Source organism: Serratia sp. TMDUHS_CL (assembly GCF_037137105.1).
Classification (GTDB): domain Bacteria; phylum Pseudomonadota; class Gammaproteobacteria; order Enterobacterales; family Enterobacteriaceae; genus Serratia; species Serratia nevei.
On sequence record NZ_JBBBDV010000004.1, the window covers coordinates 85,901 to 100,634 of the forward strand.

General features: G+C 57.8%; 13 protein-coding genes and 1 pseudogene. 12 read left to right on the top strand and 2 right to left on the bottom strand.

Annotation, left to right across the window (positions count from 1 at the left end):
• The first annotated feature begins 486 nt into the window (after positions 1–486).
• From WCL58_RS10320 to yjiA, 9 genes are all read left to right on the top strand, one after another.
• Positions 487–2,097, top strand: coding sequence for an ABC transporter permease (locus tag WCL58_RS10320; RefSeq protein WP_336851083.1), 1,611 nt, complete (start codon positions 487–489; stop codon positions 2,095–2,097).
• A 15-nt stretch (positions 2,098–2,112) separates the two neighbouring features.
• Entirely contained in the window at positions 2,113–2,904 is a 792-nt protein-coding gene (locus WCL58_RS10325) for an ABC transporter ATP-binding protein (RefSeq protein WP_336851084.1), read from the top strand.
• A 32-nt stretch (positions 2,905–2,936) separates the two neighbouring features.
• Positions 2,937–4,019, top strand: coding sequence for a porin (locus WCL58_RS10330; RefSeq protein ID WP_089186799.1), 1,083 nt, complete (start codon positions 2,937–2,939; stop codon positions 4,017–4,019).
• A gap of 585 nt (positions 4,020–4,604) precedes the next feature.
• The gene (locus WCL58_RS10335) at positions 4,605–5,384 is read left to right on the top strand and encodes an ABC transporter ATP-binding protein (protein ID WP_084826908.1); all 780 of its coding nucleotides are present in this window, start codon (positions 4,605–4,607) and stop codon (positions 5,382–5,384) included.
• Positions 5,385–5,496: 112 nt separating this feature from the next.
• Positions 5,497–6,189: an MgtC/SapB family protein gene (locus WCL58_RS10340; RefSeq protein WP_019453282.1), complete on the top strand. Its 693-nt coding sequence runs from the start codon at positions 5,497–5,499 to the stop codon at positions 6,187–6,189.
• A gap of 27 nt (positions 6,190–6,216) precedes the next feature.
• Entirely contained in the window at positions 6,217–7,101 is an 885-nt protein-coding gene (locus tag WCL58_RS10345; protein WP_049194504.1) for a LysR family transcriptional regulator, read from the top strand.
• A gap of 261 nt (positions 7,102–7,362) precedes the next feature.
• Complete coding sequence (locus WCL58_RS10350) at positions 7,363–9,543, top strand: carbon starvation CstA family protein (protein WP_060443706.1); 2,181 nt, start codon at positions 7,363–7,365, stop codon at positions 9,541–9,543.
• 217 nt (positions 9,544–9,760) lie between these two features.
• Positions 9,761–9,964 carry a YbdD/YjiX family protein gene (locus tag WCL58_RS10355; protein ID WP_004953088.1) on the top strand — a complete coding sequence of 68 codons (204 nt, stop codon included), beginning with the start codon at positions 9,761–9,763 and terminating at the stop codon, positions 9,962–9,964.
• Positions 9,965–9,985: 21 nt separating this feature from the next.
• Complete coding sequence (gene yjiA, locus WCL58_RS10360) at positions 9,986–10,948, top strand: GTPase (protein ID WP_336851086.1); 963 nt, start codon at positions 9,986–9,988, stop codon at positions 10,946–10,948.
• Between the two features lie 52 nt (positions 10,949–11,000).
• Here the strand turns inward: yjiA and WCL58_RS10365 are convergent, their stop codons facing one another.
• A complete protein-coding gene (locus tag WCL58_RS10365; protein ID WP_180548070.1) occupies positions 11,001–11,420 on the bottom strand; it encodes a putative T6SS immunity periplasmic lipoprotein in 420 nt (139 codons plus the stop codon).
• A 2-nt stretch (positions 11,421–11,422) separates the two neighbouring features.
• Positions 11,423–11,980 (bottom strand): type IV secretion protein Rhs, encoded by a 558-nt coding sequence (locus WCL58_RS10370; protein WP_089186796.1) that lies wholly within the window; start codon positions 11,978–11,980, stop codon positions 11,423–11,425.
• Positions 11,981–12,535: 555 nt separating this feature from the next.
• On the opposite strand from WCL58_RS10370, the gene WCL58_RS10375 reads away from it, so the two are divergent.
• The 3 genes and pseudogenes from WCL58_RS10375 to WCL58_RS10385 form a co-directional block, all read left to right on the top strand.
• On the top strand, positions 12,536–12,844 hold the full coding sequence (locus WCL58_RS10375) for a hypothetical protein (protein ID WP_060422066.1): 309 nt from the start codon (positions 12,536–12,538) through the stop codon (positions 12,842–12,844).
• 223 nt (positions 12,845–13,067) lie between these two features.
• Entirely contained in the window at positions 13,068–14,192 is a 1,125-nt protein-coding gene (locus WCL58_RS10380) for an HNH endonuclease (protein ID WP_336851089.1), read from the top strand.
• 37 nt (positions 14,193–14,229) lie between these two features.
• Positions 14,230–14,591, top strand: a pseudogene (locus tag WCL58_RS10385) (integrase core domain-containing protein); the annotation flags it as partial.
• Positions 14,592–14,734 lie beyond the last annotated feature (143 nt).

Here is a 14,734-nt window from a genome sequence, read left to right on the forward strand (position 1 = left end):
TAAAAAATGAATATTCATCCTGTTACATATCAACCGTAAAAACCCTATTCCGCCAATTGCTTTTTATTAGTGAAACACATTACCCTCTCCCTGCCATATTTAAACCGAGGAGGGCCCCATGGGCGATGAAAGTTTTAGTTTTACGCTAATGCTATTGGGCGTCTTTCAGTAATGCCATCCAGGTTGCATTCTGAAAGACACGGAATGCGGCAACTGCTCCCCTTCTGACGGCCTTTCCCGCTCTGCCGGCCCACCCATCGCCCCGCTGCGAAAACAACGTCTGTCTCAACCGCTACGGCGGTATTTATCTGGTGTCGCCGGGCATATTCCCCGAGCGCCGACGGATTTCTTATGGGAAAAATAAGGTATTGCGTTATGCAAAATAACCGGGGTACATCTATTTTCAGAAAGTCTTATTTAAACGACTTTATCGTTATCGCCATCGGTGTTTTTTTCATTGCCTTTTTTATTCGTGCCTGGGGTGACATGCACGGTGACTTCAATGAACAAAACGTCTCTGCCATCAGTCTTGATGCCTGGAACCTGCTTTATTATTCGCTCAGAACCAGCATGCGCTTTCTCCTCGGCATGGCCTGGTCGCTGCTGTTTTCTGTGGTATTCGCCGTGCTGGCCGCGCACTATACGCCGCTGCGCCGGGTGATCCTGCCCTTCGTCAACTTTATGGAGTCGGTGCCGCTGGTGGGGTTCCTGACCTTCACGACCGTGTATTTTCTCAACCTCTACCCGCACAGCGTGATGGGGCTGGAGTGCACCGCCATCTTCGCGGTGTTTACCGGCCAAGCCTGGAACATGATGCTGACGCTGTATCAGACGCTGCGCATCGTGCCCAAGGAGCTGGATGAAGCCGCCCGCAGCTTCAATTACAACCCGTGGCAACGCTTCTGGCGGCTGGAGTTCATCTATTCGGTGCCGGGCCTGCTGTGGAACGCCATGGTGTCGCAATCCGCCGCCTGGTTCGCCCTGGTGGCCTCCGAAGCCATTCCGGTCGGCGATCGCTCGGTCGAACTGCCCGGCGTCGGCTCCTATATCGCCGAAGCGCTGGCGCAGCAGAACGTGCCGGCGATCCTGTATGCGATCGTCGCGCTGGCCGCCAACATCGTGCTGCTCGATCAGCTGGTTTTCCGCCCGCTGGTGCGCTATACCGCACGCTTCAAATACGAAGACGTCACCGCCAGCCGGCCGCTCGGCAATCCGTGGTTTTACAACAGCCTGGCCTTCTCGCACGTCGGTGCGGCACTGGGCCGCACGCTGCGCGCGCTGGCCGACCTGTGGCTGTTCAAGCTGCCGCGGCTGTGGTACGCCCTCGGCCTGCACCGTCTGTTCAGGCTCGCCGCCAAGGGGAACTGGCTGTGGCGCAGCCTGTGGTATCTCGGCGTGGTGCTGGCCTGCGTCTGGTTCGGTTACCGGCTGTGGGAATACTTCCCCAAACAGTACTTCGCGATGCTGCCGGAATGGATGCTGCTCACCACCGCGCGCGTGGCCGCGGCCATGCTGCTCAGCGTGGCGATCTTCACGCCTCTGGGGGTATGGATCGGCATGAATCCGCGGCTGGTGAAGATCTTCCAGCCGATCATCCAGATCCTGGCGGCCATTCCGCCCAACATTTTCTACCCGCTGATCGCCGCCTTCATCGCCATTTATCATCAGGATCTCGGCTGGTGGGCCATCCCGATGATCATGCTGGGCACCCAGTGGTACGTGTTGTTCAACGTGATCGCCGGCGTTTCCGCCATTCCGACGCAGATCACCGAGGTCAGCGAAACCTTCGGGCTGCGCCGCTTCCGCTGGTGGCGCTACTACATGCTGCCGGCAATTTTCCCCTACATCGTGACGGGCATCATCTCCGCCGCCGGCGGCGCCTGGAACAGCGCCATCGCCGCCGAGGTGATCCAGTGGGGCAGCACCACCCTCAGCGCCACCGGGCTGGGCGCGTTCATTTCCGTCGTCACCGACGCCGGCAAGAACCCGGAGTCCGCGCTGGGCTGCGCCGCCATGTGCGCGCTGGTGGCGCTGTGCATCATCTTCGTCTGGCAACCGCTGTATCGCATCGCGGAAACCAAATTCAAATATGACTGATCAAGGGGGAACCACATGGTGACTCAAGACGTGATTATCAGCGCCCGCCGGCTGAACAAGACGTTTATCGGCGAAAACAAGCGCCCCAAACCCGTGCTGCGCGACGTGACGCTGACCGTGCACGCCGGCGAGTTCGTCACCATTCTGGGGCAATCCGGCTCGGGCAAGTCCACGCTGCTGCGCATGCTGGGCGGGCTGATCCCAGCGGACAGCGGCACGCTCACGCTGGCGGGCAAACCGGTCGACGGCCCGAGCACCAACGTCGGCATGGTGTTTCAGTCCTACGCGCTCTATCCCTGGCTAACGGTGTACGACAACATCGCCTTCGGGCTGCTGGCGCAACGGCTGCCGCCGCAGACGATCGCCGAGCGGCTGGGAGCGCTGCTGCGCCTGGTGGGCCTGACCGGCTATGAGCACGCCTGGCCGCGCGAGCTCTCGGGCGGCATGCGTCAACGGGTGGGCTTCGCCCGGGCGCTGGCGGTAGAGCCCGACCTCTTGCTGCTGGACGAACCCTTCTCCGCCCTCGATATCTTTACCGCGCAAAAACTGCGGGGCGACCTGCTGGCGCTGTGGGGAGACAACCAGCTGCGCACGCGCGCCATGGTGATGGTGACGCACGACGTCGAAGAAGCGGTGCTGATGTCCGATCGGGTGCTGATCCTGGACGCGGCCAGCAAACGGATCGACGACGAATTCAGCGTCAATATCCCGCGTGCGGCGCGCAACCGGGACAGCCTGCGGCACCTCACCGATCGGATCCGCAGCTGCCTGTACAAAAAAATCGCGCAAGCGCAATCGGCCGGTTAACGGCCCTGTTTTCATCCACTTGGGGAACTGAAATGAACCATAAAAGCGTGCTGATGACGCTGCTCATCCTGCTGCCGGCCGCCGCCAGCGGCGCGGAAATCATCAATAAAGACGGCAATAAACTGGATCTGTACGGCCAGCTGAACGGCGTGCATTACTTCAGCAGCGACGCCGACAATAACGGCGACCGCTCCTATACCCGCTTCGGTTTCAAAGGCGAAACGCAGATCGGCGACGCGCTGACGGGGTATGGGCAGTGGGAATATCAGGCAGGGCTCGATCAGCCGGAAAGCGCCGGGCCAGGCGACAGCTATACCCGCCTGGGCTTTGCCGGATTGACGTTCGGCCACTGGGGCAGCCTGGATTACGGCCGCAACTACGGCCTGCTGTATGACGTGGCCGGCTGGACGGACGTGCTGCCTGAATTCGGCAACGACAGCTACGAAGCGGCCGACAACTTTATGACCGGCCGCGCCAACGGCCTGCTGACCTACCACAACCGCAGCCTGGGCGGTCTGGTCGACGGCCTGGATCTCGGCCTGCAATATCAGGGGAAGAATCGGGGGGACGACGCTCAACGGGCGAAGGATATCCAGACGCAAAACGGCGATGGCTACGCCTTTTCCGCCACCTACGACACCGGCGTGGGGCTCAACGTTGGCGCCGCCTACGCCAACTCTGCGCGCACGCTGGCGCAACAGCGCTTCGGCCTGGCTGACGGCGATCGCGCCCGGGCCTGGACGCTGGGGCTGAAATACGACCAGGACAACCTCTACCTGGCGGCAAGCTACGCGCGCACCGAGAACATGACCTACGTCGACGGCGATCGCTACGCCGGCTTCGCCCCCCGCGCGGACGCTATTGAGGCGGTCGCGCAGTACCACTTCGATTCCGGCGTCACGCCCTCGCTGGCCTACCTGCAAACGCGCGGTCGCAACCTGCCCGGCATTGGCGACGCCGATCTGGTCAAATACCTGGATCTGGCGCTGAATTACAGCTTCAACGCCAACATGTCGACCTACGTAGAGTACAAACTCAACCTGCTGCAACGGCAGAACGCCGTCGGCGCCGGCGCCGATGACATCGTCGAAACCGGCATCATGTATCAGTTCTGATCCCCATCCCGGCCGGAGGGCGCTCTCCGGCCGGTTCATGATTTAACTTTCGCCCGCCCCCTTATTATCTCGTTTAACTCAGGTTTATATTTCCATAAAATGATGCCTATATTCATTCTGGCACTTTCTGTTTACGCCCCGTTTAATGAATAAAGAAAATTTTTCCCGCATTCATATTAAATTACATTTTGCCGCCATAATTCGGCGTAACCACATTGAATAACAGGCTATGGCACGCGTATTATGGCCACACGAAAAATAACGGGAGAATGATATGGACGGCGACAGTTGGTTGTTTATTTTATTGTTGGAATCGCTGAGGTCACAGGAGCAATAGTCATCCCATTGCATCCTGAAAGTGTCAGGATATGAGTCAGTTATAGCATCCCTTCGCTTTACCCTTCAGCCTCTGGCCTGCGCGCATGCCGCACCGGCACGCCCGATGGGCTAACCCCTCCAGCATAAGCGTATTAACAGTCCGATAACGGTCAGGCTTATTTGCACCCGCATTTATTTTACGCCTGCCCGACGATAAATATCGGCCCTTTTTCCATGCTCATATTTTTAATTGGGTGGAGACGGATCATGATGGTAAAAAAAACCACGCTGCTGACGGTCAATAACGTCAGCAAAAGCGTTCAGCCTACCGGTAAAGAAAAACGTCTGGTGCTGAATGAAATCAATTTGCGCCTTTACGACAACGAGGTCGTCAGCATTTTGGGGCAGTCCGGCTCGGGTAAATCCACCCTGCTGCGCATGCTTTCCGGCCTGATCGCGCCGGATCTGGGCAGCGTGATGCTGGGGGATAAAAAAGTCTCGGGGCCGAATCCGCAGATCAACATGGTGTTCCAGACCTTCGCCATTTTCCCGTGGCTGAACGTCTACCAAAATATCGCCTTTGGGCTGCAGGCGCAGGATCTGCCGCCGCAGGTGGTCGAAGCCCAGACGCTGAAAATGCTCGATCTGGTCGGGCTCACGCCCTACCGCGACGCCTACCCGCGCGAGCTTTCCGGCGGCATGCGCCAGCGGGTCGGCTTCGCGCGCGCGCTGGCGGTAGAACCGATGCTGCTGTTGCTGGACGAACCCTTTTCCGCGCTGGACGTCTATACCGGCGAACACCTGCGCAGCGATCTGCTGCGTATCTGGAGCACGCGCCAGATCAAAACCCGCTCCATCGTGCTGGTCACCCACAGCGTAGAGGAGGCGGTGATGATGTCTGACCGCATCCTCCTGCTGGGCGCCGGCACCCTCGACGGCTGCTATCACATCACGCAGCGCCGCGAGGCGCGCACCCGCGAGGGGATGCAGCCGCTGACGGACAAAATCAGCGAGACGCTCAGCCGGCAGATCGCCGCCGCGCACTGAGCGCCGCCCTGGACTGGCGGGGCGGAACCCCGCCAACTTAACTACCTGTTTATCAAGAGTTACCCCACTACGGGTGGCTCATGATAAGCGGATAATACATCGAGTTATTATCATGCATTTCATTCATACACTGCTAACGCTGCTGACCGCATCCGTCCTGGGCGCGGCCATCGGCTACGAAAGACAGTTCCGCCAGCGCACCGCCGGGCTGCGCACCAACACGCTGGTGGCCACCAGCGCGGCGATCTTCGTCCATCTGGCCATGACCATCGACGGCAGCGGCGGCGCGGTGCGCGTCATTTCCTACGTGGTCTCCGGCGTCGGCTTTCTCGGTGCCGGGGCCATCATGAAGGAAGGGATGAACATCCGCGGCCTGAACACCGCCGCCACGCTCTGGGGCTCCGCGGCGGTCGGCGCCTGCGCCGGCTGCGGCCTGTACGGTGACGCGCTGGCCGCCACGCTGTTCGTGCTCGCCGCCAACACCCTGTTGCGCCCGCTGGTCAATATGGTCAACAAACAGCCCTTCAATGACGTTAACGGCGAGTCTACCTACCAGATTTGCGTCATTGCCTTCGAGCATGAGCAGCGTGAGGCGCTGGCCAAATTCAAACAGGTGCTGCAAGGGGAAAACTGCTTTATCTCGCATCTGGATATCGAACCCTTTGGCGACGACGACGTGGAGATCACCGCCACGCTGATGCCGGCCTCCGTCACCACGCCGGTACTCGACCAGACCATCAATAAATTGCTGAACGACAGCATGATGAAACAGGCCTATTACAGCCGCATCGCCGGCTCCGGCTGATACCTTTCACTTCCAGGGAGATCAACCATGAAAACCATGCCAAAGCTGGCGCATCTGACGATGTTCAAAGACATTGTCCACTGTGGAAGTTTGCACGAGGCCGCGAAAAAGCTGGCCATCTCGCAGCCGACGCTCAGCCGGGTGCTGAAAGAGCTGGAAATGACCATCGGTGCGCGGCTGCTGGAACGCAGCAACCGCGGCGTGCGTCTGACGGCGGTCGGTGAGCTGTTTTACCGGCGGATAGACGCCGCCACCAATCAGTTGCTCAACGCGTTTGACGAGCTGCGCGGCCTGAGCGCTGACGGCGAGAAGCGCCTGCGGGTGGGGATGAGCGTCGATCCGCTGCTGTGCTACCTGCCTCAGGTGCTCGAAGGCTTCAACCGCCGCTACCCGCATACCCGGGTGACGGTGGTGGAAGACGGCCCGGAAGGCCTGCTGGCCCGGCTGCGAAACTGCGAGCTGGATTTGGCGGTCAGCAGCCTGAACGGCGCGGCGGGCGGCGCCGATCTGGCCATGCAGGCGCTGAAGAGCGAGCGCTTCTCGCTCTATCAGGGAGGCGATCTTACCGCAGCCGGGCAGCCGCCGGCCGAGGCCAAATGGGTGGTGCCGCGCTCCTGCTCGGTGGGGCATGCCGCCATCCGCGAGATCGCCGAACGCTATACGCCGCACGGCCAGATCGTCGAGACCGACTCCTTTCTGGCGACCTGGTGCCTGGTCAGGCAGCAGGGCTATATCGCGCTGCTGAGCGATCGGGTGGTCGCACACTACGCCCCGCAGCTGCACCTGCAGAAAATCCCGACGCACGAGATCGACATCAGCGCGCGCTTTTACGTCTTTACCCGCCATGAGCCGGCCACGCCGCCGCTCAGCGCCGCGTTTATCCACCTGCTGCAGGCCATGCAGACGGCCTGAGGAGACAGGCTGCCGCCCGCCGGCGGCCGAATCTCTTCTCCTGGCCGCCAACCGCTCACCCCGTCAATCCAACCGTTCACCCGGCAGATCTGACCGCTGACCGAAATACGCCTGTCTTCCCCCCTTACCCCCGGCGATGATGAGCTGTTCCTAAACCCGCCTTACCTCGGGAAAGACGCTACGGCTCACCGCGCCACTCTGACATCTCTTACAAGCGGATGAGTTCATTCATATTTTGCAGACTGGAATTAAGGATACCTCATGAAACGAGAGGGGATTTTAAAGCACATTCCGTGGATGCTGCTGGGGATACTCGGCGCAGCCTGCCTCGGCGTGGTGGCGCTGCGCCGCGGCGAACACATCAGCGCGCTGTGGATCGTCGTCGCTTCGGTGGCGGTGTATCTGGTGGCCTACCGCTACTACAGCCTGTACATCGCCACCAAGGTGATGAAGCTGGACGCCGGCCGCGCCACCCCGGCGGTGGTCAACAACGACGGCCTGAACTACGTGCCGACCAACAAGAACGTGCTGTTCGGCCACCACTTCGCCGCCATCGCCGGCGCCGGGCCGCTGGTGGGGCCGGTGCTGGCCGCGCAGGTCGGCTACCTGCCCGGCACGCTGTGGCTGCTGGGCGGCGTGGTGCTGGCGGGGGCGGTGCAGGACTTTATGGTGCTGTTCATCTCCTCGCGCCGCAACGGCGCCTCGCTCGGTGAGATCATCAAAAAAGAGATGGGGCCGATACCGGGCACCATCGCGCTGTTCGGCTGCTTCCTGATCATGATCATCATCCTGGCGGTACTGGCGCTGATCGTGGTGAAAGCGCTGGCGGAAAGCCCGTGGGGCGTGTTCACCGTCTGCTCCACCGTGCCAATCGCACTGTTTATGGGCATCTACATGCGCTATCTGCGCCCCGGCCGCGTGGGTGAAGTGTCAGTCATCGGCATCGTGCTGCTGGTGGCCGCCATCTGGTTCGGCGGCGTGGTGGCGCACGACCCGTACTGGGGCCCGGCGCTGACCTTTAAAGACACCACCATCACCTTCACGCTGATCGGCTACGCGTTCGTCTCCGCCCTGCTGCCGGTGTGGCTGATCCTGGCGCCGCGCGACTACCTGGCCACCTTCCTGAAAATCGGCGTGATCGTCGGGCTGGCGATCGGCATCGTGATCCTCAACCCTGAGCTGAAAATGCCGGCGGTGACCCAGTTCGTCGACGGCACCGGCCCGGTGTGGAAAGGCACCCTGTTCCCGTTCCTGTTCATTACCATCGCCTGCGGCGCGGTCTCCGGCTTCCATGCGCTGATCGCCTCCGGCACCACGCCGAAGCTGTTGGCCAATGAGACCGACGCGCGCTTTATCGGCTACGGCGCGATGCTGATGGAGTCCTTCGTCGCCATCATGGCGCTGGTGGCGGCTTCCATCATCGAGCCGGGCCTGTACTTCGCCATGAACACCCCGCCGGCGGCGCTGGGCATCACCATGCCGGATCTGCACCGCTTAGGCACCGAAGACGCGCCGATGATCATGGCTTCGCTGAAGGACGTGACCGTGCATGCGGCGGCGGCGGTCAGCTCCTGGGGCTTCGTCATCAGCCCGGAACAGATCCTGCAAACCGCCACCGACATCGGCGAACCTTCGGTGCTGAACCGCGCCGGCGGCGCGCCAACGCTGGCGGTGGGCATCGCCCACGTGTTCCATCAGATCATTCCGGGCGCCAACATGGGCTTCTGGTACCACTTCGGCATTCTGTTCGAGGCGCTGTTCATCCTGACCGCGCTGGACGCCGGCACCCGATCCGGCCGCTTTATGCTGCAGGATTTGCTGGGCAACTTCGTGCCGTTCCTGAAGAAAACCGACTCGCTGGTGGCCGGCATCGTCGGCACCGCCGGCTGCGTCGGGCTGTGGGGCTACCTGCTGTATCAGGGCGTGGTGGATCCGCTCGGCGGCGTGAAGAGCCTGTGGCCGCTGTTCGGCATCTCCAACCAGATGCTGGCTGCCGTGGCGCTGGTGCTCGGCACCGTGGTGCTGATTAAGATGAAGCGCACCCAATACATCTGGGTGACCGTGCTGCCGGCGGTGTGGCTGCTGATCTGCACCACCTACGCGCTGGGGCTGAAGCTGTTCAGCGACAACCCGCAGCTGGAAGGCTTCTTCTTCCTGGCCGGCGAGTACAAGCGCAAGATCGCCGAAGGCGGCGCCGAGCTGAGCGCCCAGCAGATCGCCAACATGAACCACATCGTGGTGAACAACTACACCAACGCCGGGCTGAGTATTCTGTTCCTGCTGGTGGTGTACAGCATCATCTTCTATGGGGTGAAAACTGCGCTGGCGGCACACAAGAACCCGAAACGCACCGACCAGGAAACGCCTTACGTGCCGGTGCCGCAGGCCGCGCCCGCCGACGGCGTAACTGAGGGGGAGGTCAAAGTTTCGACCCAGCATTGATGTGATTTAACGGATACCCTGCATAATAACGTTAAGTAGTACCCAAAGCCGCACGGCCTGCGTATCGCAAGATGCCAGGCGTGCGGCGCGATGCAATCGAGATACCCGGGGCGCCCCGGAGGTGGGGCATCCCTGCGGGAACCCCATCCCCCGGCTTCCCCTAATATCAGGCTTAAGCAAGCGCTGTAGTGATGCAGGGTAAAGTTGGAGAAGGCTTATGTTCGGAAATCTCGGCCAGGCGGGGAAGTACCTCGGGCAGGCGGCGCGCATGTTAGTGGGCGTGCCTGACTACGATACCTACGTCCAGCACATGAAAGACAACCACCCGGACAAGCCGGTGATGACCTATAAAGAATTTTTCCGCGAGCGCCAGCAAGCGCGCTACGGCGGCGACGGCAAAGGCGGCATGCGCTGCTGTTAACCCGCAGTCACAAGGACCCGTATGAAACCCATTGCAGTCACCATCCTGACCGGCTTTTTGGGCGCCGGCAAAACCACCCTGCTGCGTCACATCCTGAACGCCGAACACGGCTATAAAATCGCGGTCATCGAGAACGAGTTCGGCGAAGTGCCGATCGACGACGCGCTGATCGGCGATCGCGCCAGCCGCATCACTACCCTGAGCAACGGTTGCATCTGCTGCAGCAAGTCCAACGAACTGGCGGACGCGCTGCTGGATCTGCTGGACGGCGTCGACAGCGGCCAGCTGGCGTTCGACCGGCTGATCATCGAATGCACCGGCATGGCCGATCCCGGCCCGATTACCCAGACCTTTTTCTCGCACGAGATCCTGTGCGAGCGCTTCCTGCTGGACGGCATCATCACCCTGGTGGACGCGGCGCACGCCGAGCAGCAGCTGAGCCAATTCAGCATCGCCCAGGCGCAGGTGGGCTACGCCGACCGCCTCCTGCTGACCAAAACCGACGTGGCGCCGGATTGCGAGGCGCTGATCCAGCGGCTGCAACGGATGAACGCCCGCGCGCCAGTGTACAAGGTGACGCACGGCGATATCGATCTGAGCGTGCTGTTCGACATCGAAGGCTTTACGCTGAACGACAAACTCAACCTGACACCGCCCACCCCGCTGTTCCGCCGCATCCCGCAGCCGCAGAGCGACATCCGCTCAATTGTCGTGACGCTGGAACGCCCGCTGCCGCTGATGCAAATCTCCGATGTGATGGAAGGCCTGCTGCTGGAATACGCCGACAACCTGCTGCGCTACAAAGGCATACTGTCTATCGAAGACAAGCCGCGCCGCCTGCTGTTCCAGGGCGTGCAGCGGCTGTATAACGCCGACTGGGATCGGGAGTGGCTGCCTGGTGAGGAACGTCGGAGCACTTTGGTATTTATTGGTGTGGATCTGCCCGAGGAGGAGATTCGGGGCAGGATTGGAGGGTTGGGGTAAGCGGGGTTTGGATATTGGAGCCTGTGGGTGGCTCCTTTATGGGCATATGGTGCTAACGGGGTGGAGGGAGGGACACTAGACGCAGCTCTGTTGCTGCTTGCTGTAGGGCAAATTCAGCGACGAACTCACGTGCAGAGGGAAACTCACCTGCCTGTTGTTTCTTCTGCGAGACCAGCTTCACGGAGAAATGGTACTGCTGCCCCGGCGTAAATACGTAGCCTTCATCAGGGACGCACTGATTGGGGGCAACATCCCGCAGCGGATCGAAGAATTTGAATGTGCGGTTCTGCGCCTCATCCAATCGGTATATCGAAATACCCGCGAGCTTTTCGTCTCCCTGCGGCTGAACGGTGATGCATACTTTGCCCTCACGCAGGTTGGCGGTAGCGGGGTAGTCTACGGGGATACGATCGCCTATCGACGGGCAGCCGGCGAGCAGGAAGGGGAATGCGAGGGGGAAGATCCGTTTCATGACTACCTCTGACGTAAAAACTCGGCTAAAACCTGCTCGTACTGTAGACGAATTTTATTGTTTTGGGGACCCGTGTAATTCACAAAACGCCCAATACCATATGCCCAAGCATCATAGCCATATTGTATTAACAACCAATAATCGGCAACGATACAAGCTTGTTGTTCCAAAGAGTACTTTGTGAGCGTCTTATTAGCTTCCAACTTATAAGTGTAATTAGCTGCCCAACTAAAGGCACCTCTGAGGCGGACCCACTGCCCATGCTGATGCTGCCAAACATGGGCAAGCTCATGAATAAAGAAATGTTGTTTTGCGTAATTATTTACCTTAGAGAAATCAGCCAGATATTCCTCCTCTCGGAAATATATCTCGCCGTTGGGGGACATACCAACATGCTTGCCTTGTAAACCAAAGGGTAAGTAACTATCGCAATGAATCCATACACGGTTGTAGACGATCGACTTACCGAAAACACGTCGGGCCATGACTATTTCACCCAACGTCATGAGTCGTAATGCTCCCTCTTTCACTTGTTGGATTTTCTGTTCTTTCGTAAGCATAAGTCAAATTCCCTATGACCATTTGAAAGTGAAATCTTAGCGACTACTTCTCAGCCGGTCTAGATTATATTTACTCATTTATAAAATAACGAAAAAACCTCATGACAAATTCACCTTGTGAATTTATTGATTTAACCTCCTTAAAACAACAATTCAAATAAAGACATTCAGAACAAGAGCATATAAAGAAGATGAGCATTCATAGAATCAATAGTTAAATTATACAACTCATTAACTGCGATACCCATTCCATATTAGATATGAAATAGCCTGTAATTCCATACAGCTTATTTTTTCCTTTTACTGATAACGCTATAGTTTTCCCGCTGCGGCAAAATCCGCAGCCGGAGTTAGCGTTCCGAATCTGACATACTACCGCTGTATTATGTAATAATGCAGCAGCTTTAGTTCACGCCAAATAATGGTGGCTCAGGCGGGGGCTTCGCAAGAAGCGCCGGTTCGTATGTCCCGGTGACGCTAACCCCGTCTGGGCTACCACCCGAGTTTAGCGTCTCTGGTGATAGTCATTAGCTAATGACATACGGAGATGCACCCATGACAAAGACTCCCACTACAGAATCCGTTGCAAGCACCCTTACCCTCTACCGCCAACTGTTTAACCACCTCGATCTCAGCGCTTACAATCCCTCAGAACTCTTAGACCTGGCCGCACTCTCTGCCGAGCAGGCTGAAGGGCTGTGTCACGGCCTGATGTTGTTCGGCCATTTACTGCAAAAGCACCCACAACTGGACACTGAAGGCAGGGAACAGTTGAATCGCTACCTCAATGCCACGGCGCATCTGGTTCCTGCGCTGTGTAACCTGTATGGGCGGGCACTGTGGGAGATGGAAGCCTGCGGCTAACGTAAATGACAATCAGGGCGATGCTCATCGCCCTTCCCACCCACGATTTCCAATAGATCTGACTGACATATCACAACAAAAACATTCATCAAGGTAGGCATTTCCTCCCCTACCTGGCATAGTTAACGCATTCGGTAAATCGATGAGTTAACTGCTGGGTATTGATGCATACTGCTCTCGTCAGCAAGCACATTGCCCAGAGCCTACTCGGCAATGTGAGGGAGTGGTTTTGGCAACTGCAATAGAGGCGTTATCTTCAAAAGAATTCGTTTTAAAAGCCATCGAAGAATATAAAAAAATTGGCCGAGATGAATTCTTAAAAAAACATAAAATAAAGAGATTTAAAAAACAAACCCTTCTTTATAATGGCGAGAAGTACGATATCCGCGGCATTGCCGCTAGAGCATACAGTGAGCAGCATGGCTATCCGTTAAAGGGAATAAATTCCGATAGCGGCACGGAAAAAGCCATCCAATATCTCAAAGATCTCGGTTTTGAGCTCGCCGAAACACCGCATCCTTTTGACTACTTAACCGAAGGCAAGCTGTACACACGCAAAGCGCTTATCGAGCTCTACGGTGGGCAGCTGCAAGGCGGTATCTGGACCCCACGGGAATTCCCGGTGATCTTTATCTTCACCGGAGAAAGCGGTGAAACCTACGGCTACAAAGATGGATGGACAGCCGAAGGCAGCTTCTCTTATACGGGAGAAGGCCAAAAAGGCCCTATGGAATTTATTCGGGGTAATAAATCCATCCGCGACCATAAAAAAGACGGCAAAGACATCTTCCTGTTCGAAGACAACAAGAAAGAAAAAGGCGTTCGCTATCTTGGCATGTTTGAGTGCGACTCTTGGGATCACATTCAGTGCTTAGACTTCGAAAATAACATGCGGCAAGGCATTACCTTTAACCTGTTCAAAGTCTCGTCACTGCACGCGGTTGAAGAAGAAGCAGAAACCGATGAAGCTGATACACAGACAGAGACGCTCGAGCAGTTGCGCAAGAAGGCACTTCAGTCCTCAAAGCAATCAGGCCAGCGCCAACAGAGTGACAGCAAAAAATCCTGGTTCAAACGTAGCGAAGACGTAAAAAAATACGTGCTGAAGCGCGCCAATGGCATCTGCGAAGCCTGCGAGCAGCCGGCACCGTTCAAGAAAAAGAACGGCGATCCCTACCTCGAACCCCACCACACAAAGCGCCTAGCCGACGAAGGCCCCGATCACCCGCAGTGGGTGGGCGCCATCTGCCCAACTTGTCATCGCCGGATTCATAGTGGGGTGGATGGGAAAGAGGTGAACAAGAAGTTGATGGTGAAGTTGGAGATGAAAGAGGCCGCTATAGGTTAAAAGTTGCCTGCAACAGCGTGCTACCTGTCAACTGTAGTGCCCGAGGTTAATCGCTGCCTTCGGGATTTCAGGCGTGCAGGTTACGCGTATTCTGGACAGCATTGCGCTATTTCGCAGCTACCCGGTTACGATAAGAACAGATCAGGGGCCGGAATTTACCTGCCGTGCGCTGGCTCAATGAGCCTTTGAGCATGGAGTGGAGCTGAGACTTATCCAGTTCGGTAAGCCGACACAGAACGGATTTATTGAGAGTTTTAACGGACGCTTTCGCGATGAATGCCTGAATGGACACTGGTTCAGAGACGTCAGTCATGTGCCTGGAAGATCATCCGTGAATGGCGTCAGGATTATAACGAGTGTCGCCCGCACTCCACGCTAAATTATCAGACGTCGTCTTAATTTGCGGCGGCTTGGAGAAAGGGATATTCTGGGAGTAAAGGATCCGACATTACTAACTGAACGTTGTATCTAAGCCTGGGGGGCAGGTCAGCTATACATTATCAACACTTGATAGTACTGAGCCACTTAGTCAACTAAGAACT